General features: G+C 61.9%; 22 protein-coding genes. 10 read left to right on the top strand and 12 right to left on the bottom strand.

Annotation, left to right across the window (positions count from 1 at the left end):
* Positions 1-25 precede the first annotated feature (25 nt).
* Together gdhA and ACKLKD_RS05475 are read right to left on the bottom strand one after the other, a co-directional pair.
* Positions 26-1,369, bottom strand: a complete 1,344-nt coding sequence (gdhA, locus tag ACKLKD_RS05480) for an NADP-specific glutamate dehydrogenase (RefSeq protein ID WP_025714544.1) — start codon at positions 1,367-1,369, stop codon at positions 26-28.
* A 182-nt stretch (positions 1,370-1,551) separates the two neighbouring features.
* Positions 1,552-1,962, bottom strand: a complete 411-nt coding sequence (locus tag ACKLKD_RS05475; protein ID WP_087806055.1) for a pyrimidine (deoxy)nucleoside triphosphate diphosphatase — start codon at positions 1,960-1,962, stop codon at positions 1,552-1,554.
* An 86-nt stretch (positions 1,963-2,048) separates the two neighbouring features.
* Between ACKLKD_RS05475 and ACKLKD_RS05470 the strand changes: the two genes are divergently transcribed.
* The gene (locus ACKLKD_RS05470; protein WP_080924376.1) at positions 2,049-2,672 is read left to right on the top strand and encodes a CDP-alcohol phosphatidyltransferase family protein; all 624 of its coding nucleotides are present in this window, start codon (positions 2,049-2,051) and stop codon (positions 2,670-2,672) included.
* A 76-nt stretch (positions 2,673-2,748) separates the two neighbouring features.
* Here ACKLKD_RS05470 and ACKLKD_RS05465 read toward each other — a convergent pair whose 3' ends face one another.
* The 8 genes from ACKLKD_RS05465 to xthA all read right to left on the bottom strand — a co-directional run bounded on the left by ACKLKD_RS05465 (position 2,749) and on the right by xthA (position 10,399).
* Complete coding sequence (locus tag ACKLKD_RS05465; protein WP_087806033.1) at positions 2,749-4,056, bottom strand: sulfurtransferase; 1,308 nt, start codon at positions 4,054-4,056, stop codon at positions 2,749-2,751.
* A gap of 93 nt (positions 4,057-4,149) precedes the next feature.
* Entirely contained in the window at positions 4,150-4,782 is a 633-nt protein-coding gene (locus tag ACKLKD_RS05460; RefSeq protein WP_080924378.1) for an ATP-binding cassette domain-containing protein, read from the bottom strand.
* Entirely contained in the window at positions 4,782-6,317 is a 1,536-nt protein-coding gene (locus tag ACKLKD_RS05455; RefSeq protein WP_087806031.1) for an ABC transporter permease subunit, read from the bottom strand. The genes ACKLKD_RS05460 and ACKLKD_RS05455 overlap by 1 nt, the downstream gene beginning before the upstream one ends.
* Complete coding sequence (locus ACKLKD_RS05450; RefSeq protein ID WP_087806029.1) at positions 6,290-7,468, bottom strand: ABC transporter substrate-binding protein; 1,179 nt, start codon at positions 7,466-7,468, stop codon at positions 6,290-6,292. Before ACKLKD_RS05450 ends, ACKLKD_RS05455 begins: the two co-directional genes overlap by 28 nt.
* A gap of 2 nt (positions 7,469-7,470) precedes the next feature.
* Positions 7,471-8,031 (bottom strand): carboxymuconolactone decarboxylase family protein, encoded by a 561-nt coding sequence (locus ACKLKD_RS05445; RefSeq protein ID WP_087806027.1) that lies wholly within the window; start codon positions 8,029-8,031, stop codon positions 7,471-7,473.
* Positions 8,028-8,738 carry a TVP38/TMEM64 family protein gene (locus tag ACKLKD_RS05440; RefSeq protein ID WP_087806025.1) on the bottom strand — a complete coding sequence of 237 codons (711 nt, stop codon included), beginning with the start codon at positions 8,736-8,738 and terminating at the stop codon, positions 8,028-8,030. The genes ACKLKD_RS05445 and ACKLKD_RS05440 overlap by 4 nt, the downstream gene beginning before the upstream one ends.
* Positions 8,725-9,381, bottom strand: a complete 657-nt coding sequence (locus ACKLKD_RS05435; RefSeq protein ID WP_087806023.1) for a TVP38/TMEM64 family protein — start codon at positions 9,379-9,381, stop codon at positions 8,725-8,727. The genes ACKLKD_RS05440 and ACKLKD_RS05435 overlap by 14 nt, the downstream gene beginning before the upstream one ends.
* 211 nt (positions 9,382-9,592) lie before the next feature.
* Positions 9,593-10,399, bottom strand: coding sequence for an exodeoxyribonuclease III (gene xthA, locus ACKLKD_RS05430; protein WP_087806021.1), 807 nt, complete (start codon positions 10,397-10,399; stop codon positions 9,593-9,595).
* A 438-nt stretch (positions 10,400-10,837) separates the two neighbouring features.
* On the opposite strand from xthA, the gene astC reads away from it, so the two are divergent.
* The 6 genes from astC (at position 10,838) to spy (ending at position 17,691) form a co-directional block, all read left to right on the top strand.
* Positions 10,838-12,058 (top strand): aspartate aminotransferase family protein, encoded by a 1,221-nt coding sequence (gene astC / locus ACKLKD_RS05425; protein ID WP_087806019.1) that lies wholly within the window; start codon positions 10,838-10,840, stop codon positions 12,056-12,058.
* Positions 12,055-13,089, top strand: coding sequence for an arginine N-succinyltransferase (gene astA / locus ACKLKD_RS05420; protein ID WP_002901491.1), 1,035 nt, complete (start codon positions 12,055-12,057; stop codon positions 13,087-13,089). Before astC ends, astA begins: the two co-directional genes overlap by 4 nt.
* Positions 13,086-14,564, top strand: coding sequence for a succinylglutamate-semialdehyde dehydrogenase (astD, locus tag ACKLKD_RS05415; RefSeq protein WP_072045757.1), 1,479 nt, complete (start codon positions 13,086-13,088; stop codon positions 14,562-14,564). The genes astA and astD overlap by 4 nt, the downstream gene beginning before the upstream one ends.
* Positions 14,561-15,886 carry an N-succinylarginine dihydrolase gene (astB, locus tag ACKLKD_RS05410; RefSeq protein WP_025713627.1) on the top strand — a complete coding sequence of 442 codons (1,326 nt, stop codon included), beginning with the start codon at positions 14,561-14,563 and terminating at the stop codon, positions 15,884-15,886. The genes astD and astB overlap by 4 nt, the downstream gene beginning before the upstream one ends.
* Positions 15,887-15,895: 9 nt before the next feature.
* Positions 15,896-16,861: a succinylglutamate desuccinylase gene (gene astE, locus ACKLKD_RS05405; RefSeq protein ID WP_025713626.1), complete on the top strand. Its 966-nt coding sequence runs from the start codon at positions 15,896-15,898 to the stop codon at positions 16,859-16,861.
* A 344-nt stretch (positions 16,862-17,205) separates the two neighbouring features.
* On the top strand, positions 17,206-17,691 hold the full coding sequence (spy, locus tag ACKLKD_RS05400) for an ATP-independent periplasmic protein-refolding chaperone Spy (protein WP_165931808.1): 486 nt from the start codon (positions 17,206-17,208) through the stop codon (positions 17,689-17,691).
* Positions 17,692-17,781: 90 nt separating this feature from the next.
* Here spy and cho read toward each other — a convergent pair whose 3' ends face one another.
* Both cho and nadE read right to left on the bottom strand, forming a co-directional pair.
* The gene (gene cho / locus ACKLKD_RS05395; RefSeq protein ID WP_025713624.1) at positions 17,782-18,645 is read right to left on the bottom strand and encodes an excinuclease Cho; all 864 of its coding nucleotides are present in this window, start codon (positions 18,643-18,645) and stop codon (positions 17,782-17,784) included.
* 99 nt (positions 18,646-18,744) lie between these two features.
* Positions 18,745-19,572 carry an ammonia-dependent NAD(+) synthetase gene (gene nadE / locus ACKLKD_RS05390; RefSeq protein ID WP_025713623.1) on the bottom strand — a complete coding sequence of 276 codons (828 nt, stop codon included), beginning with the start codon at positions 19,570-19,572 and terminating at the stop codon, positions 18,745-18,747.
* 282 nt (positions 19,573-19,854) lie between these two features.
* Between nadE and osmE the strand changes: the two genes are divergently transcribed.
* The 3 genes from osmE (at position 19,855) to ACKLKD_RS05375 (ending at position 20,928) form a co-directional block, all read left to right on the top strand.
* The gene (osmE, locus tag ACKLKD_RS05385; protein WP_004203822.1) at positions 19,855-20,193 is read left to right on the top strand and encodes an osmotically-inducible lipoprotein OsmE; all 339 of its coding nucleotides are present in this window, start codon (positions 19,855-19,857) and stop codon (positions 20,191-20,193) included.
* 278 nt (positions 20,194-20,471) lie between these two features.
* Positions 20,472-20,792, top strand: coding sequence for a PTS N,N'-diacetylchitobiose transporter subunit IIB (gene chbB / locus ACKLKD_RS05380; protein WP_002901547.1), 321 nt, complete (start codon positions 20,472-20,474; stop codon positions 20,790-20,792).
* A 19-nt stretch (positions 20,793-20,811) separates the two neighbouring features.
* Positions 20,812-20,928, top strand: a complete 117-nt coding sequence (locus tag ACKLKD_RS05375) for a hypothetical protein (RefSeq protein ID WP_042929645.1) — start codon at positions 20,812-20,814, stop codon at positions 20,926-20,928.
* Positions 20,929-20,935: the final 7 nt, after the last annotated feature.

The raw sequence follows: 20,935 nt of genomic DNA, 5'->3' as shown, positions 1-20,935 counted from the left end.
CAGCCGCCGGGATGGAGGGGGGCGGTTAAATCACGCCCTGGGCCAGCATGGCGTCCGCAACCTTCACGAAACCGGCGATATTCGCGCCGCGGACGTAGTTGGTCTGCTTCGCTTCACCGCCGTATTCGACGCAGGCGTGGTGAATATCCAGCATGATGTGATGCAGACGGGCATCCACTTTTTCCGCTTTCCAGCCCATGCGCGCGGCGTTCTGCGCCATCTCCAGACCAGAAGTCGCTACGCCGCCGGCATTGGCCGCTTTGCCCGGGGCAAACAGCACGCCAGCTTCCAGGAACAGGTCGGTTGCGGCGATGGTGGTCGGCATGTTGGCGCCTTCCGCCACGGCCTTCACGCCGTTGGCAATCAGCTGGCGGGCGGCATCGACGTCCAGTTCGTTCTGGGTCGCGCAAGGCAGGGCGATATCCACCGGCACTGACCACGGCTGCTGACCTTCAAGATAGGTGAGGCCAAATTCGCGTGCGTAGTCGGCCACGCGGCCGTGGGCACGCTCTTTAATGTCGATCAGGCGGGCCAGTTTTTCTTTGGTGAAGCCCGCTTCGTCCACGACGGTGCCGTTGGAGTCGGAGGCAGTGACCACCCGCGCGCCAAGCTCCATCGCTTTCTCAATGGCGTATTGCGCGACGTTGCCGGAGCCGGAAACCGCCACGCGAGCGCCTTCGAAGCCGAGACCGTGGCGTTTGAGCATCGCTTCGGTGAAGTAGATCAGGCCGTAACCGGTGGCTTCCGGACGGATCAGGCTGCCGCCAAAAGAGAGGCCTTTACCGGTGAAGACGCAGGCGCTGTTGTTGGAGAGCTTGCGCATCATCCCGGCCATAAAGCCGACTTCGCGGCCGCCGACGCCGATATCGCCCGCCGGTACGTCGGTATCCGGGCCAAGGTGGCGATAGAGCTCGGTCATCAGCGCCTGGCAGAAGCGCATCACTTCGCCATCGCTCTTGCCTTTAGGATCGAAATCGCTGCCGCCTTTCCCGCCGCCCATCGGCAGGGTGGTCAGGGCGTTTTTGAAGGTCTGCTCGAAGCCAAGGAATTTGAGAATCGACAGGTTGACCGACGGGTGGAAACGCATCCCGCCTTTATACGGGCCGATGGCCGAGTTGAACTGCACGCGCCACGCGCGGTTGACCTGGACCTGATTGCGGTCGTCAACCCATACCACGCGGAACTGGATCACACGCTCCGGTTCCACCAGACGTTCCAGCAAAGCAAGCTGACGATAGCGCGGATTTTCCTCAAGGAAAGGCCACAGGGTGGTCATTACCTCCCGGACGGCTTGAGCAAATTCGGTTTGATGCGGATCGCGCTGTTGAACGCGGGTGAGAAAGCCTTCCAGAGTGCACGTCTGATCCATAGATATCAGTTCCCCTTATGGTTGTGGTTGCATGTATTTATTATGGTTCGGTCCTTGAAAAAACCGATTTTCCGACTATAACACCGCTAATCCTTAGGCAAGCAAGGAAAAATTGAGCCGACAACAAAATTTATAATCGCCCGCCGGTCATAACTAAAAGCGATGACGCAGCGGCGGGCGGATCAGCAGACGGAAAAGGTGGGGCGCTGGGCGATAAAGGCGTGCAGCAGCGGAATATCGGCCGGGGCAAGATCGAGGGTCAAGGCGTCAGCGGGCAGGCACCAGCGCAGCTGACTGTGATAATGGGCCAGCGGCGTGCCCTGAAAATGCGGTACCCACCAGGCGTGCAGATGGATCTGGCGACCGGAGACCTCCCGCTGATGGCTGGCGATATAGCATGTCGGACGGGCGATGATACCCATTTCCTCCTGTAGCTCGCGGGTCAGCGCCTGCGGCTGGCTTTCACCTGGCTCCACTTTGCCGCCAGCGAACTCCCACATTCCCGGCTGGTCGGCGTGGGGCGGGCGCTGCGCCAGCAGAATCTTGCCATCCTGTTCAATAATGGCCGCGACAACATCAATCATTTTTAGCATAAGCATCAACGTTAATAAGACGAATCTGGCCTATTATCACCGCCATAGACCTTGACTGACAACCGCCAACCCTGCTGGAGACCTCCGTGCTTGATAGCCACCTGCATCCGCGCCTTAAACCCCTGCTTAACGCTGTCGCCGGCGCCCTTGACCGTCCGGGCATCTCACCAGACGGGCTGACGCTGCTCGGTTTTGCCATCGGCGTGCTGGCTCTGCCTTTTCTGGCGCTGGGGTGGTATGGCGCGGCGCTGGCGGCCATCCTCCTCAACCGCCTGCTGGATGGCCTGGACGGTGCTCTGGCGCGGCGGCGCGGGCTCACGGACGCGGGCGGCTTTCTCGATATTGCGCTGGATTTTCTCTTCTACGCCCTGGTGCCGTTCGGCTTTATTCTGGCGGATCCGCTTAACAATGCGCTGGCGGGCGGCTGGCTGCTGTTTGCCTTTATCGGCACCGGCAGCAGCTTTCTCGCTTTTGCCGCGCTGGCGGCCAGACATCAAATTGCCAATCCCGGCTACGCCCATAAATCGCTGTACTATCTCGGGGGACTGACGGAGGGGACGGAGACCATAATGTTGTTTGTCCTCGGCTGCCTGTTTCCGGCGCATTTCGCCTGGCTGGCGTGGCTGTTTGGCGCGCTGTGCTGGCTGACGACGGCGACGCGCATCTGGAGCGGCTACCAGACGCTAAAGCGGGTGGCTACACCGTTATAACGGCGCGCGTCGCCGACAAGGACCGTTATAACGGCGCGCGTCGCCGACAAGGGGCGACGCGCTGAGGCGGGGTGCGTTACTGACTGCTTTCAGGGCCGCGCTCGCCGCGGGCGACCGGATTGTGCGGGTTGCTGCTCCATTCGTACCAGCCGCCGTCGTACACCGCGACGTGCGGCCAGCCCATAGCCCGGGCATACATAAAGGTTTCCGAGGCCCGCCAGCCGGTCCCGCAATAGAACGCCACCTGCTGGCTCGGCAGAATGTTCCACTGGCGCCACAGGGCAGCAATATCGTCGGCGCTGCGCATGGTGCCGTCCGGGTTATGGAAATCCTCCATGTGGGTGGAGTCGCTCCCGGCGTGGCCCCAGCGGGCGCCGGCGATGTCGCCCTTCGGTTTGATATAGCTATAGCCGCTGGTGGTGCCGATAAACTCCGGCCACGAGCGGACGCTGACCAGCGAGGCATCCTGACGATGCAGCAGGCCGCGGGCCTGTTCGGTATCCAGCATCAGCTGCGGCTGGCCGGGGATCGGCGCGCCGAAGTCTGGCGCCGGCTGCTGGGCCGGCGGCATACCGCGCTCCACCGGCAGCCCGGCGTCGGACCAGGTCTGCCAGCCGCCGTCAAGCAGGCGCACGTCTTTGACCCCGGCGTAGAGCATGATCTGCGCCACCCGCGCTGCGGCGTAGACGTCGCGACCGTAGAGGATCACTGTGGTGTCATGCCGGATGCCGTGCTTCGCCAGCATCGCCTTCAGCTGCGCATCGGACACTTTATTCCACAGCGGTTCGCTCTCCACCTCATTGGTATCGATGTAGCCCGCGCCAGGGATATGGCTCAGCAGATAGAGTTTCGGCGCTCCCCAGGCGGCTTCAAACACTTTCCAGTCGCCGGTTGGGGCGGCGGTTACGCTTTTCCCTTGCTGCAGGTCGTGCAGCCACTGCGGGTAGACCAGCTGTTCAAAGTGCGGCAGTTTTTGCAGGCGGTCGGTCTGGCTCAGCGCATCGCTCAGCGTGCTGAGCCGGGTGAAACCCGCTTGTTTCAACCGCGCCGCGACGCTGACGTTATCCTCCGGACTGCCGTACAGCGCGACGGGGGTATCAGGCTGGATCTGGTGCTGCTTAGCCCAGGCGCGGAGCTGATCGTCGCTCATGGCGCCGAGCCAGCGGGCGGAAAGATTCAGGGCCTGCGGCTCATGGCCTTCCGGGCCGTTGGCGCGCTGCGGCCAGCCGTTGTAATAAGCGCTCAGGCGGGTGTCAATGGCCACGCCGTGCTGCTGTTGCAGATGAGATAAGGTGAGCGCAGGCATGGTTTCAGCGGCGCAGGTGGTGGAAGCAGCAAGCCCCATAAGCAGGGCGAGTGCGGTCAATTGAGAAACACGTTTCATCGAAATGCCCGACGGTAAAAAGTGGAGGGCGTATTCTCCGCTCGCCAGGCATCGATTTCTTTGCGGTAACGCAGGTTTGCACGCTATTACTCTTCATTGCCAGCGCTCCATCGCCAGGCAGCGCCCCGCCGGCGGACCGTCCTCGCGATCGTGGGTCACAAGGATCGCCGGAATGGCCTGGCGGGCCAGTTCCTCAAAAACCCAGCGGCGGAACCCGGCGCGCAGGGTGGCATCCAGGCGGCTGAAGGGCTCATCGAGCAGCAGCGCCTCGGGGCGCGCCAGCAGCGCACGTAGCAGGCTCACCCGCGCCCGCTGCCCGCCGGAGAGCGTGGCCGGATCGCGTGGGGCGAAGCCAGCCAGTCCGGCGCGGTTGAGCGCCTGCTCGACTGCGACTTTTCGCGCCTCGCCGCGCACGCACTCCGGCAGCGCCAGCTGTAAATTTTGCCCGACGCTGAAATGGTCGAACAGCAGAGGGTCCTGAAACAGGATGCCGATGCGCCGACGCTCCGTCGGCAGCGTATCGCAGCGCCGTTCGTTGAGCCACAGCTCGCCTTCGGCGCGAAAATCGCCTGACAGGGCGCCAATCATCCAGGCAAACAGCGTCGATTTCCCGCTACCGGAGGGGCCCATCAGCGTCAGCACCTCGCCAGGCGCCACCGAAAAGGTAACCTCCCGCAGCAGCGGCTGGCGTTTCACGCTCAGGGTCAGATGGTTTACGGTTAGCACTAGCGAAGTCCTCGTCGGTAGCGGCCCGCCAGCCAGGCCAGCAGAGCCGTCAGGGTAAAGCATACTGCCGGCAGCAGTAATTGCCACAGCGCCTGGGCGGCGAGCGTCTGCACCTCGCCGCCGCTGCTGAGCGCCACCGCCTGGCTGGTGAGCGTCGGAATTCGGCCGGCCCCCAGCCATAGCGTCGGCAGATACTGCGCGATACTCACGGAAAAGCCCACCGCCAGCGCGGTCAGCAGCGGGCGGGTCAGCGAGGGCAGGGTCACCAGCCAGAAAATACGCGTAGCTCCCCAGCCAATCGTGCGGGCGATAACCGTCAGCCGCGGGTCGCGCTGGCGCCAGGCCGGGCGCAAAATAAACAGCATCCAGGGCACTACCCACAGCAGATGGCCCCACAGGACGGTCAACCAGTCGCCGTCAAGCCAGGCGTACAGCGCCAGCCGATACTGGCCATCGGCCAGCGGCAGGGCCGGCAGCACCAGCGGTAGCCAGACCCAGCCATCCCCTCGAGCCGGACCGCAGGCCAGCCACAGCAGGCAGACGGCCGCGCCGAGGGCGCAGGCCGCCAGCGCCAGGCCAAGGCTGTTGCCAAGAGCATCCATCTGCGGCGGCGTCGAGCGGGCCAGCCCCGCCAGCAACAGGGCGCCCAGCAGGCCGCTCAGCGGCAGCAGCGTCGCCAGCAGGCGCCCGGGCAGGGCATGAGGATGAGGGTGACGAACACCGCGCAGATCGGGCAGACGCCGACGCTGTAGCCGCCATCCGCCCCAGGCGATCAGCGCCATCCCGCCAAGGATCGCCAGCAGCAGCAGGCTGGCCAGCGTCCCTTTGGCCTGCTGCAGGTCGTCGCCCTGGCTTAACCACTGCCACGCCAGTACGGCGAGCGTGGGCGGATTGCCAGGCCCCAGCACCAGGGCGACATCGACCGCCGACAGACTCCAGGCGGTGGTGGCCAGCAGCACCATGCCGAGGGCGGGGAGGGTGGCGGGCAGCACCAGCCAGCGCAGGCACTGCCAGCGGCCATAGCCAAGGCTCTTCAGCGCAGTCGCCTGGTCGGCGAGGCGTTTCTCCCCCAACAGGCCATACAGCACCCACAGCATAAAGGCGCTCTCTTTCAGGGCCATCGTCAGGCCAAGCCCGATGCCGTACCGGTCAACCGGCGGCGACAAGAACGGCAGCTGCTGCCAGAGCCAGCCCCCTTCGGCGAACAGCAGCAGCGCCGCCGTCGCCAGGGCAAGATGCGGCACCGCCAGCAGCAGCGGCAGACGGGAAGCCAGCTGTCGCCAGCGCGGCGAGGGCCAGAGGGCTGCGGCAACGGTCAGGGCGATCAGCAGCGCACCGCCGACGGACAGCAGCGTCGAGACAAGGGTGGCGGCCAGCGCCTGGCCCAGCTGCGGGTCGGCGAACAGCGCCCGCCAGTGGACCGGGGAGCGCGCAGCGCCCACCAGTTCCCCGGCGGCGGGGAGCAGCGGCAGATAGATCGCCGCCATTGTCCCCCAGGCCAGCAGGATCAGTGGGTACCGTAGCGACGCAGCCATTCCTGCTCCAGCGCGTCAACCCATGCCGCGTGCGGCTCGGCAAGCACCGGCGGCAGATCCTGCGGCACGGTGGCCGCCAGCGCCTGCCGCTGGCCGTCAGGCAGACGCTGCGGGTCCAGTACGCTCGGATCGCCCCAGACGGCGGCATCGGCCTTGCGCAGCTGCGCTTCGGGCGAGATCAGGAAATTGGCCACCACTTTGGCGCCCGCGACGGCGCGGGCGTTAGCCGGGATGGTAACGAAATGGACGTTGCCGAGGGTCCCCGCCGTAAAGCCGAAGCTGTAGCTGTCCGTCGGTAATTCGCCGCTGGCGGCTTTCTGTCGGGCGTGCAGCGGGTTAAAGGTGAGCGATAAGCGGAGGGTGCCCTGGTTGAGCATGGTATCCATCCGTGCCGGGGACGCCGGGAAATCTTTCCCCGCTCGCCACAGGGCCGGGTGCAGCGCATCGAGATAGCGCCACAGCGGGGCCGTGACCGCCGCGAAGGTCGCCGCCTGCGGCGGCTGGCGCAGGGCGGCTGGCTGGTCGGTGAGGGCAATCAACAGTTGCTCCAGCAGGGCGGTGCCAGTGAAGTCCGGCGGCCGCGGATAGGTTACGCTGCCCGGATGGGCTCTGGCGAAGGCCAGCAGCGCCTGCGGGCTGGTGGGCGGCTGCGGCGTTTGCCCGCGGCGGGCGATAAACGTCAGCTGGGCGCTACCCCACGGCGACTCCGCGCCCTCGGTGGCGACAGAAAAGTCTTCCCGAACCGGCTTTTGCAGATCGACAAAGCGCCAGTTGGGCAGCGATTCGGCCCAGCCGGTGAGCAACAGGTTGGCCTGTTTTAGGGTGCGAAAGTTCTCGCCGTTGATCCACAGCAGATCCACCGACCCGCCCCGGCGACGACCGGCCTGCGCCTCGCTCTGGATGCGTTTCACTGCGTCGGCGGCGTCGGCGACAGGCACGATACGCAGGTCGATGGCGTAGTGGCGTTTCACCTCCTCGCTGACCCACGCCAGATACCGGTTGACGGCCGGGTCGCCGCCCCAGGCGTTAAACCAGACGGTCTGCCCGCGGGCTTCGGTCTGGATCTGCTGCCAGCGGTCGTCGGCATGAACCGCCAGCGGCAAGAGGAGCAGCAGGCACAGACAGAGGCTGTAATCACGCAAACGGCGCATCGTTACTCCTTATTGTGTGAGGAAGAGGTGGGCAGCTGGCACAGGCCCTGGGCCGGGATTGCCATCGCGGCATTAAACCGCGCCGATAAATTTTGCAGGCCAATCAGGGCGGTCAGCTCGGTGAGCGCCCGGGCGTCAAAATTCGCGGACAGCGCGCTGCGCAGGGCATCATCTACCGCTGGCGGCGTCTGGGTGGCGGCTTCGGCATAGGTCAGCGCCAGACGCTCTTTTTCGCTGAACAGCGTACTGCTGCGCCAGTCGGCGACCGCCAGCAGCTTGTCCTGGCTCCCGCTCCGCGCCGCGAGGGTCATGCTGGTGATATCGATACAGAATTCGCAGTGGCACAGCTGGGCGATGCGGGCGCTGACCAGCGAGCGCAGCACCGGCTCCAGCGGCGAGCGGCGGCGTTCAATATAGCCCACGAACAGCGAAACCAGATAAAACAGCCACGGGATCCGTCCCCACCAGCGAATGGGGCTCAGCACCTGGCCGTAATGCCGGCGGTGCAGCCAGGCCTGCGGACGAAGGATCAGGGGGACAGAATCCAGCGGGGGTAAGCTCATGGCGACGATCTCTTATGACGTTCACGGTAAATATTTTTGGCGATAGAGATGACTACCGCCAGGGCAAAAAGCAGCGAAAGCCCGGTGGCCAGCCAGAAGGTGCCCCCGGTGAGCAGACTCCCGGCCCAGGAATAGACGATGGTCGCTGGCAGCTGGCCCACGCCGGTGGCCAGCATAAAGGGCCAGAAGCGCAGCGTGGTCAGCCCCGCGGCATAGCTGACCGGATCAAACGGCACAAACGGCAGCAGGCGACAAATGAGGATCGTCTGCGGGCCAAAGCGGGTGAAATAACCGTCAACGCTGCGCAGCACCGTGCGGCCGGTGAGTTTTTCCACCACTTCGCGCCCGAGCGCTCTGGCGATGCAGAAGCAGAGCCCGGCCCCGACCATGGCGCTGAACCACGACAGCGCCCCGCCCCAGAAGGCGCCGAACAGCGCGGCGTTCGCCAGGGTAATCAGGAAAGCCGGCAACGGGGCGACGATCGCCTGGAGGATCATCAGCGCAAAAGAGACCAGCGCGGCCTGCGGCCCCCAGGCGGCGATAAACCCTTCGACATGCTGCGGATCCAGCGACGCTAACGCCGCCAGGCTCTGCTGCAGAAAGGCACGCCCGCCGGGGAACCACAGCCAGGCGGCCAGCGCGGCGACGGCCACGACGGCAAGGGCCAGCCGGGCGCGGCGCAGGTGATGGCGATCAGGTCGGGTCATGGCGCACCTCCTCACTGCACGCCGCCACGCGACGGGCGCGGGCAAACCGTTTGCCCATCTGCACCAGGGCAAACAGCAGTCCGCCGGCGAGGCTCAGTTTGAGCGCGAAGGCGAGGGTCACCCCCTCGCGGGCCAGTTCGCTGGCCATCACCGAATAGATGACCAGACCCGGCAGGGTGGTGACGGCGGAGATCAGGGTAAAGGGCCAGAAGCGGATCGCCGTCAGACCGTAGGCGTAGTTCTGAATGTTGTAGGGAAAGAGCGGCACCAGGCGGGTGAGGATCAGGAAATCGCTACCGCTGCGGGCGATACCGCGCTCAATCGCCTGAAAGACGGCGGTATGGCCCACATAGCGCTGCAGCAGATCGCGCCCAAGCCAGCGGGCAAGCAAAAACGACAGCGAAGAGGCGACGGTGGCGGCGGCAAACGAGAGCAGGGAGCCTGGCAGCGGGCCGAAGAGCATCCCACCGGCGATCACCAGCAGGCTGCCGGGGATGAGACACAGGGTGGCAATGATAAATAGCGCAACATAGACCAGATATCCCCAGGCGCCATGATGGCGCAGGGTGTCCTGAAGCAGATGCAGATGAGTCAGCAGATCGTGGAGACCGACGCGATGGCTGATCACGGCCAGCGTGTCCACCAGCGCGAGAAGTCCCAGCCCTTTACCAATGGCCGGATGACGGCTTCTTTTGCATGGGGGTTCTCCTGTACAGCCTGGGCGCGGTGGACATCAAAAAGTGCGCGCGACAGTATCCTGTTCCGACAACGGTCACAATGCTTTACCGTCGCTTTGTTGATTTTGCTCAGGAAATTCTGCCCCCCGCAGAGCGGGAGGCGAGAGAAGGGGCGAATTATGGTCGGAAGGTGGCCCACACCGGCGCGTGGTCGGACGGTTTTTCCATCCCACGGATCTCATAATCGATCCCGGTCTCCACGCAGCGCTGCGCCAGAGGCTGGCTGGCCAGCAGCAGGTCGATGCGCAGCCCGCGGTTATCGTCGAAGCCTTTGGAGCGGTAATCAAACCACGAGAAGTGCTCCTGATTGTCCGGGTTAGCCTGACGCCAGGTGTCCACCAGCCCCCAGCCCAGCAGGCGGTCCATCCATTCCCGCTCTTCCGGCAGGAAGGAACATTTGCCGGTGCGCAGCCAGCGTTTGCGGTTCTCTTCGCCGATACCGATGTCGAGATCGGTAGGACTGATGTTCATGTCGCCCATGATCAGCACCGGCTGCTCTTTGTTGAGTTCGGTCTCCAGATAGTTCTGCAGATTTTGATAGAACGCCGCTTTGGCCGGGAATTTGATTTCATGATCGCGACTCTCACCCTGCGGGAAATAACCGTTAATCACGGTGACGTTGCCGAAAGGCGATGGGATCTCCGCCATGATGATGCGGCGCTGAGCCTCTTCGCCATCGCCGGGAAAGCCGCGGCGGACGGCAATCGGCGTCTCTTTGGTCAGCAGCGCGACGCCATAATGGCCTTTCTGCCCGTGATAAAAGACGTTGTAGCCGAGCCTGGCAACTTCTTCCAGAGGGAACATATCGTCGTGAACTTTGGTTTCCTGCAGGCCAATCACGTCCGGCTGGTGTTTTTCGACGATGGCGGCCAGTTGGTGTGGGCGGGCACGCAGGCCGTTGATATTAAAAGAGACGAATTTCATAGTCGCTGCCACTGTGCAAGGTGAATAGTGCAGGGATGGTAGCAGAAATTCGCCAGGCTGGCTGCCACCGGATGCGTCATTCTGCCAATCGCTGCACATGCTTGTGCCGCTGATGCCCTCATAGTGGGCATGTCGCGCCAAAAAAGGGCAAATAGCTACGATAAATTTCGCAGAGGATCACAATTACAGAATTATATCTTACCGTTGCATAACTTATCTTTGTTAATCACTGTTTATCCCCCTTTATCGGATAGTTATTCACTAAATATGCATTTTATGTGAATGGCGAGTGGTTGTAACTCTTTGATTTTGCGTTATCTCATCCGGTTTATGCATTTTTATCGCTGGCTGGCACGAACCGTGCAATCTACATTTACAGCGTAATAACTCATATTTATTAACATTATTGCTACTTTTAATTTACCGGAAGAGGTCGATATGTCTCAGTCAATTACGCGTAACCACTTTGATGAATGGATGATGCCGGTCTACGCGCCAGCGGCGTTTATTCCGGTGCGGGGCGCCGGGTCGCGGCTGTGGGATCAGCAGGGTAAAGAGTATATCGATTTTGCCGGCGGCATCGCCGTGAACGCGCTGGGGCACGCCCATCCGCGTCTGGTGCAGGCCCTGACCGACCAGGCCGGCAAATTCTGGCATACCGGCAACGGCTACACCAATGAGCCGATCCTGCGTCTGGCCAAAATGCTTATCGATGCCACCTTCGCCGACCGGGTCTTCTTCTGTAACTCCGGCGCCGAGGCCAATGAGGCGGCGCTCAAGCTGGCGCGAAAATATGCCCACGATCGCTTTGGCAGTGAAAAAAGCGGCATCGTCGCCTTTCAGAACGCTTTCCACGGGCGGACCCTGTTTACCGTCTCGACGGGCGGTCAGCCGGCCTATTCCCGGGATTTTGCCCCGCTGCCGCCGCAGATCCAGCATGCCGTCTTTAACGATCTCGAGTCGGCAAAAGCCTTAATCAACGATCAAACCTGCGCGGTGATCGTCGAGCCGGTGCAGGGCGAAGGCGGCGTGGTGCCGGCCAACGTCGAGTTTTTACGCGGCCTGCGCCAGCTTTGCGACCAGCACAACGCTCTGCTGATTTTCGATGAAGTGCAGACCGGGGTCGGGCGCACCGGCGAGCTGTATGCCTATATGCACTACGGCGTGACGCCCGATGTGCTGACCACCGCCAAAGCGCTGGGCGGCGGTTTCCCTATCGGCGCGCTGCTGGCGACAGAGGCCTGCGCCAGCGTGATGACCGTCGGTACCCACGGCACCACCTACGGCGGCAACCCGCTGGCCGGGGCCGTGGCCGGCGAGCTGCTGTCGATCGTCAACACCCCGGAAGTCCTCTCCGGCGTCAGACAGCGCCACCAGTGGTTTTGCGAGCGTCTGCAGGCGATCAACGCCCGCTATGGTCTGTTCAAGGAGATCCGCGGCCTGGGACTGCTGCTCGGCTGCGTACTGAACGACGCCTGGGCCGGGAAGGCGAAAACGCTCAGCAACCTGGCGGCGGAAGAGGGGGTGATGATCCTGATCGCCGGCGCTAATGTGGTGCGTTTTGCGCCGGCGCTGAACGTCAGTGAAGAAGAGGTGAATAGCGGGCTGGATCGCGTCGAGCGGGCCTGCGCGCGTTTCGTGGCAGGAGTCTCATCATGATGGTTATTCGACCGGTGGAGCCGGGCGATTTGCCCGGGCTGCTGAAGCTGGCAGCGGAGACCGGCGGCGGGCTGACCTCGCTGCCGGTGGATGAAGCGACCCTCGCGGCGCGGATCGCCCGCTCGCAGCAGACCTGGCGCGGCGAGCTACCGAAAAGCGAGCAGGGCTATGTCTTTGTGCTGGAGGAGAGCGAAAGCGGCGCGGTGGTGGGCATCTGCGCGATCGAGGTGGCGGTGGGGCTCAACGATCCCTGGTATAACTACCGGGTCGGCACCCAGGTCCATGCCTCGAAGGAGCTCAACGTCTATCAGGCGTTGCCGACGCTGTTTCTCAGCAACGACCATACCGGCAGCAGTGAGCTGTGTACCCTGTTCCTCGACCCGCAGTGGCGCAAAGAGGGCAATGGCTATCTGCTGTCGAAATCGCGCTTCTTATTTATGGCCGCCTTTCGCGAGCGCTTCAATGAGAAGGTGGTCGCCGAGATGCGCGGGGTGATTGACGAGCAGGGCTACTCGCCGTTCTGGGAGAGCCTGGGCAAACGCTTTTTCGCCATGGAGTTTTCCCGCGCCGACTACCTGTGCGGCACCGGACAGAAGGCTTTCATTGCCGCCCTGATGCCCAAGCATCCGCTGTATATCGATTTCCTTTCCCCTGAGGCGCAGGCGGTGATCGGCAAGGTTCATCCGCAGACCGCCCCGGCCCGGACGGTGCTGGAGAAAGAGGGGTTCCGCTACCTGAACTACATCGATATTTTCGACGGCGGCCCGACTCTGGAGTGCGACATCGACAGGGTGCGGGCGATCCGCAAAAGCCGTCTGGTGACCACCGAGGCCGGTGAAACCCCACCCGGTGACTGGCCGCTGTGCCTGGTGGCGAATGAACAGTATCACCAGTTCCGCGCTCTGCTGGTGCATGCCGACCCGGATGGCGACACCCTGACCCTCAGCGCCCGCGAACTGGATATGCTGAAGTGTCATGCCGGCGACCAGGTGCGCATGGTGCGCCTGATCCCTGAGGAGAAAACCGCATGAGTCTGTGGATTAATGGCGAGTGGCGGCCCGGTCGTGGGCCAGGTTTCAGTAAACAGGATCCGGTTAACCTGAAGGTTGTGTGGCAGGGCGAAGCGGCGGATGCCGGGCAGGTTGCTGAGGCGGTGGCGGCTGCCCGCCAGGCGTTCCCGGCCTGGGCGCGGCTGCCGTTTGCCGACCGTCAGGCGATCGTTGAAAAGTTTGCCGCCCTGCTGGAGGCCAGTAAGGCTGAGCTGACGGCGATGATCGGCGCCGAGACCGGAAAGCCGCGCTGGGAGGCGGCCGGGGAAGTGACGGCGATGATCAACAAGGTGGCGATCTCGGTGAAGGCCTACCACGTCCGCACCGGCGAACAGCACAGCGATCTGCCCGACGGCGCCGCCACGCTGCGTCACCGGCCGCATGGCGTGCTGGCGGTGTTTGGCCCCTATAACTTTCCCGGCCATCTGCCGAACGGGCATATCGTGCCGGCGCTGCTGGCGGGCAATACCGTGGTCTTTAAACCCAGCGAACTCACCCCGTGCAGCGGCGAAGCGGTGGTGAAACTATGGCAGCAGGCCGGCCTGCCCGCCGGGGTGCTCAACCTGGTGCAGGGCGGTCGGGAAACCGGCGAGGCGCTCAGCGGTCAGGCGGATATCGACGGGCTGCTGTTTACCGGCAGCTCAACCACCGGTTTTCATCTGCATCGCCAGCTGGCCGGGCAGCCGCAGAAGATCCTCGCGCTGGAGATGGGCGGCAATAACCCGCTGATCGTCGACGACCCGCGGGACGTGGATGCCGCGGTGCATCTGACCATCCAGTCCGCCTTTATTACCGCCGGCCAGCGCTGCACCTGCGCCCGCCGTCTGCTGGTCCGGCGCGGCGAGGCGGGCGATGCCTTCCTCTCCCGGCTGGTGACGGTGAGCCAGCGGCTGATCCCGGCGGCGTGGGATGCCGAGCCGCAGCCGTTTCTCGGCGGGCTTATCTCTGAACCGGCCGCGCAGAAAGTGCATCAGGCCTGGCTGCAGCGGGTCGCCACTGGCGCGGTCACGCTGCTGGAGCCACGTTTATTGCAGGCCGGAACGTCGCTGCTAACGCCGGGGATTGTCGACATGAGCGACGTGGCCAATGTTGAAGATGAAGAGGTGTTTGGCCCGCTGCTTGGCGTCTGGCGCTACGACACGTTCGAGGAGGCGATTGCCTTAGCCAACGCCACCCGCTTCGGCCTCTCCTGTGGGTTAATCTCTCCGGAACGGGAGAAGTTTGATCGACTGCTGCTCGAGGCGCGGGCAGGGATAGTCAACTGGAACAAACCGCTGACCGGGGCGGCGAGTACCGCGCCGTTCGGCGGCACCGGGGCGTCCGGTAACCATCGTCCGGGGGCCTGGTATGCCGCCGATTATTGCGCCTGGCCGATGGCCAGCCTTGAATCGCCGACCCTGACGCTGCCCGCCAGCCTGAACCCGGGGCTCGACTTTCTGGCCGGGGAGGCGTCATGACCGCCCGCGAAGTCAACTTTGACGGTCTGCCCGGGCTGACCCATCACTACGCCGGGCTCTCCTTTGGCAACGAGGCTTCCACCCGGCACCGCCACCGGGTGTCGAACCCGCAGCTGGCGGCAAAGCAAGGGCTGAAAAAAATGAAAGCCCTCGCCGACGCCGGCTACCCGCAGGCAGTGATCCCGCCGCACGAGCGACCGAACGTGCCGCTCCTGCGGCAGCTGGGCTTTCGCGGCAGCGATGAGCAGGTGGTGGCCCGGGCGGCGCAGCAGGATCCGGATCAGCTGTCGGCGGTAAGTTCGGCCTCGGCGATGTGGGTGGCGAACGCGGCGACGGTCTGTCCCTCCGCCGATTCGCTGGATGGCCTGGTGCACCTGACGGTGGCAAATCTGCAGGATAAATTCCACCGCGCCAGCGAAGCACCGACCACAGAGGCGCTGCTGCAGGCGATATTCCCCGACCGCACGCGATTTGCCATCCACCCGGCGCTGCCCGCCTCGGCCTGGTTTGGCGACGAAGGGGCGGCGAACCATAACCGTCTCGGCGGCGAGTATGGCGCCCCCGGCGTCCAGCTCTTTGTCTATGGCCGCCGCCGGGGGAGCGAGGAGGCCCCGCGTCGCTATCCGGCGCGGCAAACCCTTGAGGCCAGCCAGGCGGTAGCGCGCCTCAATCAGGTCAATCCCCGTCAGCTGATCTTCGCCCGCCAGCATCCGACGGCGATCGACACGGGGGTTTTTCATAACGACGTCATCGCGGTGAGCAACCGTCAGGTCCTGTTGTGCCATGAGCAGGCCTTTGCCGACCAGACCGCGCTTCTCCAGCAGCTGGCGCAGCGGGTGCCGGGCTTCACCCCGCTGGTGGTTCCCGCCAGCCGGGTCACGGTGCAAGAGGCGGTTGCCACCTATCTGTTCAACAGCCAGCTGTTGAGCCGGGCGGACGGCAGCATGGCGCTGATCCTGCCCCAGGAAGCGCAGGAGCATGCCGGCGTCTGGGAATACCTCAATGAGCTGCTGGCCGGGGATAACCCCATCGCCGCGCTACAGGTGTTCGATCTGCGCGAGAGTATGGCCAACGGCGGTGGTCCGGCATGCCTGCGTCTGCGGGTGGTGTTGACGGCCGGGGAGTATCAGGCGGTCAATCCGCACGTCCTGATGAACGATACGCTGTTTGCCACCCTCAATGACTGGGTGGATCGCTACTATCGCGATCGCCTCACCCAGGCCGACCTCGCCGACCCGCAACTGTTAAGGGAAGGGCGCGACGCGCTGGATCGGTTGACCCAGATCCTGCAGCTCGGTTCGGTTTATCCATTTCAGCAATAAGGGGGCGCGGTGGAACACTTTCTGGCATTAACCCTGGCGGGGCGTCTGCCCCACCATTTTCACGGCGAGACGGCGCACTTTCGCTGGCACTGGCTCGGGGAGGGGATCCTTGAGCTGACGCCGCATGCGCGCTGCGAGCGCGGGCTGGTACTCTCCTGCGCCATTCATGGCAACGAAACGGCACCGGTGGAGATCGTCGACCGGCTGGTGCAGCAACTGGTTCGCGAGCAACTCCCGCTGCGCTGGCGGCTGCTGGTGATCGTCGGCAACCCACCGGCGCTGCGGGCGAATAAGCGCTATCTGCACAGCGATATGAACCGCATGTTTGGCGAGCGCTGGCGGCAGTTCCCGGCCAGTGAGGAGACGCAGCGGGCGCAGCGGCTGGAGCAGGCGGTGGCCCGCTTCTATCGCGACCACGGCGGTCCGCGCTGGCATCTCGATCTGCATACCGCCATCCGCGGGTCGCTGCATCCGCGCTTCGGCGTGCTCCCGGCCCGCGATACGCCGTGGGAGGAGGATTTTCTTCACTGGCTGGGCGGCGCCGGGCTGGAGGCGCTGGTGTTTCATCGCCAGCCAGGCGGGACCTTCACCCACTTCAGCTGCGAACGGTTCGCGGCGCTGGCCTGCACCCTTGAGCTGGGCAAAGCGCTGCCGTTGGGTGAAAACGATCTGACGCAGTTTGCCGCCGCCGAAGGAGCGCTTTCCCGGCTGCTGGTGGGGGATTTGGCCATTGCCGACGCCCCAGAGCCGCTGCGCTACCGGGTGGTACAGCAGCTAACCCGCCATAGCGATGATTTCCGCTTGCATATGGCGGATCAGACGCAGAACTTCACCCCCTTCGAACCCGGCACGCTGCTGGCGGAGGAGGGTGAGACGCGATATGTGGTGGGGCCTGAGCCGGAGTATGTCCTGTTTCCCAACCCGACGGTGGCGAAAGGATTGCGCGCTGGCCTGATGCTGGAGAAATTATCCTGAGGGCAAGCCGTCCGCCGGGCGGCCTGCTTTATTTTGCACGTCGTTTTTCGTCATCTTATTTTTTTCGTGCCCCAGTGTAAATTTGCAGATTATTCCTGGTAAAATGCTTTGTTTTTAATCTCTCCTCTTTTATACTCTCCATAATTTCTCTGCAAAACAGCAAGTTATTTATTTTTTATTGCAATTCTTCGTCTAAATTCCTTATTTTCTCCATAATTGGCGAGAAACTGTTTTTTACACTTTCATTGTTTTACTCTTGCTCTGACTAATTGACGATTAACGTCGTAAAGTTAATCTCGTCAACACGGCAACGCGCCGTAAGAATAACGTAAAGTAAGGATTGAATGATGAAGAAACTCACTGCACTGTTTGTTGCCTCTACTCTGGCTCTGGGCGCGGCTAACCTGGCACACGCCGCCGATACCACCGCTGCGCCGAGCGACAGCAAGCCGATGATGATGCATCATAAAGGCGGCCCGGGTCAGCATGACATGATGTTTAAAGGCCTGAACCTGACCGATACGCAGAAGCAACAGATCCGCGACATCATGAAGAGCCAGCGCGAAAATATGAAACGTCCGTCCCTTGAAGAACGCCGCGCGATGCACGATCTGATCGCCAGCGACACCTTCGATAAGACGAAAGCGGAAGCGCAGATCGATAAGATGGAAGCGCAGCATAAAGCGATGGCGCTGTCCCGTCTGGAAACGCAGAACAAGATCTACAACATTCTGACTCCAGAGCAGAAAAAACAGTTCAATGCTAATTTTGAGAAGCATCTGACAGAACGCAACGCGCCGGCAGGTAAAATGCCTGCACCAGCTGAATAATAATGTAGCGTACTGAATCAAGACCGCCGGTCTTGCCCAATAATGCCATCAGGCGTTGGGCAGGACCGGCGGTTTTTTATTGGTGGCTTCTCAGCCCAGCGGGTGCAGCGGGTAGTTGCCGCTGAGCAGAGGCTTACAGAGGATCTTGTAACCATCCTGGTCAAACCCGGCGGGCAGACGGGTCAGCTCAGCGGCCTGGTCGAGCGAGTCGACGGCGCCCAGCCACAGCCAGTTATGAATGACGTGATACTGCGTCATATCTGCCCCGCGCTCCTCAAGCGCCACCGGCCCCGCCCACGGCCAGCACACCAGCTGCAGTCTGCTCATCTGCGCCAGCAGGCGCTGGCGGTGCGCCTCCACGCTCTCCTTTCCACAGCAGGCGCCGGCGCAGCGGCCCAGCGCGGAGCGAAAGCAGGCGCGGCCGCGGCTGAGCGGCTCCAGGCCGAGCAGGCCATAACAGAGGCGCTGTTCGTCAGCAAGGGTCTGCAGCATCTGCAGCGCCGCCCGCCGGTTGGCGAACAGACCATAGAGATGCTGCTGGTGCGAGAAATCAACCTCGCGGGCATAGACAATCTGCGGCCGGTCGTCCGCAAGCAGCCAGGCGCAGAGCTGCTTGTTACGCCGTAGCCGCTTGTTAAACAGCGGCTGCTGCTCTTTAATCAGCTGCGCCTCCAGCAGCAGCGCTCCCAGTTCACCTGCGGTGCGCTGCCAGGTGATACGCCGCGACTGACGCAGCATCGCGGCCTCTTCGGGGGTGCGCAAATGGGACAACACGCGGCTGCGGAGGTTGACGCTCTTACCGATATAGAGCGGCATCGTGTCGCTGTCGCCGTGAAACTGATAGACGCCCGGTAGCTTTGGCAATGTCTCCAGCCACGGGCGAAGGTGTTCGGGATATTCATAGATCGCCGCCGCCTCAAACTCCAGACGCGGGGCAGATTGCTTTCTGGCCACAATAACTCCTGATACTGTCTATCTATCCAGTATAGCAGGCGGTTTTTGCGGCGAAAAGCGCAAAAAATAACCCCGGCGCGGGCCGGGGCGGAAGAGGGACTATTTTTTCCAGAAATCGTCAAAGACGGTGATCGGCGGCCGACGCTTGTGTTCGGTTTTCAGATACCAGCCTTCGATGGTTTTGGCGATACTGGGGTCCAGCGTTTTGCCTTCCAGATAATCGTCGATGTTATCGTAGGTGACACCCAGGGCCACTTCATCCGGCAGGGAGGGGCGATCGTCTTCCAGGTCGGCGGTCGGCAGCTTCTTATACAGATGTTCCGGGCAGCCGAGATGGGCCAGCAGCTGTTTGCCCTGACGTTTGTTCAGGCGGAAAATTGGGTTGATGTCGGTGCCGCCGTCGCCATATTTGGTGAAGAAGCCGGTAATTGCTTCCGCCGCATGATCGGTGCCGACCACCACCCCTTTGGTCATTCCGGCGATGCTGTACTGGGCCTTCATTCGCTCACGGGCTTTTTCGTTACCGCGAACAAAGTCGCTCAGTTCGATCCCTGCTTCGCGCAGCGCCTGTTCGCTGGCCAGCACCGCAGCTTTAATATTGACCGTCAACACCCGGTCAGGCTGGATAAAGGCGATGGCGTCCTGGCAGTCCTGCTCATCCGCCTGCACGCCGTAGGGTAAACGGACGGCGATAAACTGCAGGCTGCTGTCGCCGGTTTCGGCACGCAGTTCGTTAATCGCCATCTGGCATAGTTTTCCCGTCAGGGTGGAGTCCTGACCGCCGCTAATACCCAGCACCAGCGATTTAATAAACGGGTAGGTCTGCAGGTAGGATTTCAGAAAATCCACGCTGCGGCGGATCTCGCCGGCGACATCAATCTGCGGCTTTGCGCCCAGCGCCTGAATAATCTCTTGTTGTAGCGTCATCGCGCCCTCCGAAAGTGAATCTGTTTGGCAAGCTGTTGGCTTAAAGCTACCTCTTTGCCGCTGAAACGACAAGGACCGGGGTTTTGACTGCCGGAAAAGAAGGCAATCAATGACATAGGTTTTCATTATAGATGCTGTACCGCGCGTTGCGCCGCCGTCCGACGGCGGCAGATCAATCCTGTTTACGCAATAACACAATCAGACATGATTTCGCAGTTCGGCTTGAAAAATAACACTATTTATTCCAGGCTTATCGTTACACAGTAGAAGAGAGGAACCAAAATGAACAAAAGCTTAGCAGGAATACTGGGCGTCACCGTCGCGTTAACCTTACTCGCGGGCTGTACCGCTTACGACCGTACCAAAGACCAGTTTACTCAGCCGGTGGTGAAAGATGTTAAGAAAGGGATGTCGCGTCAGCAGGTGATGCAGATTGCCGGCAAACCTTCAACGGAAGTTACCATGGTCCATGCTCGCGGCACCTGTCAGACCTACATCCTCGGTCAACGAGATGGTAAAGTGGAAACCTATTTTGTGGCCCTCGACGAAACAGGCCATGTCATGAACTCCGGCTACCAGACCTGCGCTGAGTATGATACCGACCCGCGCAACGCCAAGTAAGCTTCCTACTGTTTACTGAGTCATACGTAAGCCCGACCATTGGTCGGGCTTTTTTGCGAGTACTGATGCTTATTTAATTGCGCGAATTATTTGGGTGAAAATGTGAAGGTAGTCAAAACCGGAGGTCAATGAGAGACAATTCTGTTCAACAGCGAATTATCCTCGTGGCTCAGGTTGCCGTATACTCAACCCATAAACAGAATTAACCGGATGTTACCAGTCTTACCGGCTCTCAGCGGTTACTGAAGGCCCTGGTCTCACACATTGAGGAAGCGTTCATGGAAAAGAAACACATCTATCTGTTCTGCTCGGCAGGCATGTCCACGTCACTGCTGGTCTCCAAAATGCGCGCGCAGGCAGAAAAATACGAAGTCCCGGTCATTATTGAAGCCTATCCCGAAACTCTCGCGGGTGAAAAGGGACCGGAAGCCGACGTGGTATTATTAGGCCCACAAATTGCGTATATGTTACCGGAAATTCAGCGTCTGCTGCCAAATAAACCGGTAGAAGTCATCGATTCTCTTCTCTATGGCAAGGTGGATGGTTTAGGTGTATTGAAAGCCGCCGTCGCGGCCATTAAGAAAGCTGCAGCACAATAATTTTAAATTTTAAAACTCGATGTATTTTGACGCCTGGCGGCACCCTGTTGCCGGACGTCAAAAAATAAAGAGTTTATTTTCCCGTCAAAGAGTAATTTCATACATCATCGCCGTAATAGCTTATTGCGGCTTTTAAGGGTATT

Origin of the sequence: Klebsiella sp. 10982 (assembly GCF_048589245.1) — a bacterium.
Taxonomy (GTDB): domain Bacteria; phylum Pseudomonadota; class Gammaproteobacteria; order Enterobacterales; family Enterobacteriaceae; genus Klebsiella; species Klebsiella quasivariicola.
The sequence above is the reverse complement of the archived record's forward strand: the minus strand, read 5'-3'. Positions and strand labels throughout refer to the sequence as shown.

What these genes read in the sequence shown, in the direction of transcription:
- gdhA (WP_025714544.1), bottom strand. Translation starts at nt 1,369, where the DNA reads ATGGATCAGACGTGCACTCTGGAAGGCTTTCTCACCCGCGTTCAACAG.
- ACKLKD_RS05475 (WP_087806055.1), bottom strand. Translation starts at nt 1,962, where the DNA reads ATGCTAAAAATGATTGATGTTGTCGCGGCCATTATTGAACAGGATGGC.
- ACKLKD_RS05465 (WP_087806033.1), bottom strand. Translation starts at nt 4,056, where the DNA reads ATGAAACGTGTTTCTCAATTGACCGCACTCGCCCTGCTTATGGGGCTT.
- ACKLKD_RS05455 (WP_087806031.1), bottom strand. Translation starts at nt 6,317, where the DNA reads ATGGCTGCGTCGCTACGGTACCCACTGATCCTGCTGGCCTGGGGGACA.
- ACKLKD_RS05450 (WP_087806029.1), bottom strand. Translation starts at nt 7,468, where the DNA reads ATGCGCCGTTTGCGTGATTACAGCCTCTGTCTGTGCCTGCTGCTCCTC.
- ACKLKD_RS05445 (WP_087806027.1), bottom strand. Translation starts at nt 8,031, where the DNA reads ATGAGCTTACCCCCGCTGGATTCTGTCCCCCTGATCCTTCGTCCGCAG.
- ACKLKD_RS05440 (WP_087806025.1), bottom strand. Translation starts at nt 8,738, where the DNA reads ATGACCCGACCTGATCGCCATCACCTGCGCCGCGCCCGGCTGGCCCTT.
- xthA (WP_087806021.1), bottom strand. Translation starts at nt 10,399, where the DNA reads ATGAAATTCGTCTCTTTTAATATCAACGGCCTGCGTGCCCGCCCACAC.
- astC (WP_087806019.1), top strand. Translation starts at nt 10,838, where the DNA reads ATGTCTCAGTCAATTACGCGTAACCACTTTGATGAATGGATGATGCCG.
- astA (WP_002901491.1), top strand. Translation starts at nt 12,055, where the DNA reads ATGATGGTTATTCGACCGGTGGAGCCGGGCGATTTGCCCGGGCTGCTG.
- astD (WP_072045757.1), top strand. Translation starts at nt 13,086, where the DNA reads ATGAGTCTGTGGATTAATGGCGAGTGGCGGCCCGGTCGTGGGCCAGGT.
- astB (WP_025713627.1), top strand. Translation starts at nt 14,561, where the DNA reads ATGACCGCCCGCGAAGTCAACTTTGACGGTCTGCCCGGGCTGACCCAT.
- spy (WP_165931808.1), top strand. Translation starts at nt 17,206, where the DNA reads ATGATGAAGAAACTCACTGCACTGTTTGTTGCCTCTACTCTGGCTCTG.
- nadE (WP_025713623.1), bottom strand. Translation starts at nt 19,572, where the DNA reads ATGACGCTACAACAAGAGATTATTCAGGCGCTGGGCGCAAAGCCGCAG.
- osmE (WP_004203822.1), top strand. Translation starts at nt 19,855, where the DNA reads ATGAACAAAAGCTTAGCAGGAATACTGGGCGTCACCGTCGCGTTAACC.
- chbB (WP_002901547.1), top strand. Translation starts at nt 20,472, where the DNA reads ATGGAAAAGAAACACATCTATCTGTTCTGCTCGGCAGGCATGTCCACG.
- ACKLKD_RS05375 (WP_042929645.1), top strand. Translation starts at nt 20,812, where the DNA reads ATGTATTTTGACGCCTGGCGGCACCCTGTTGCCGGACGTCAAAAAATA.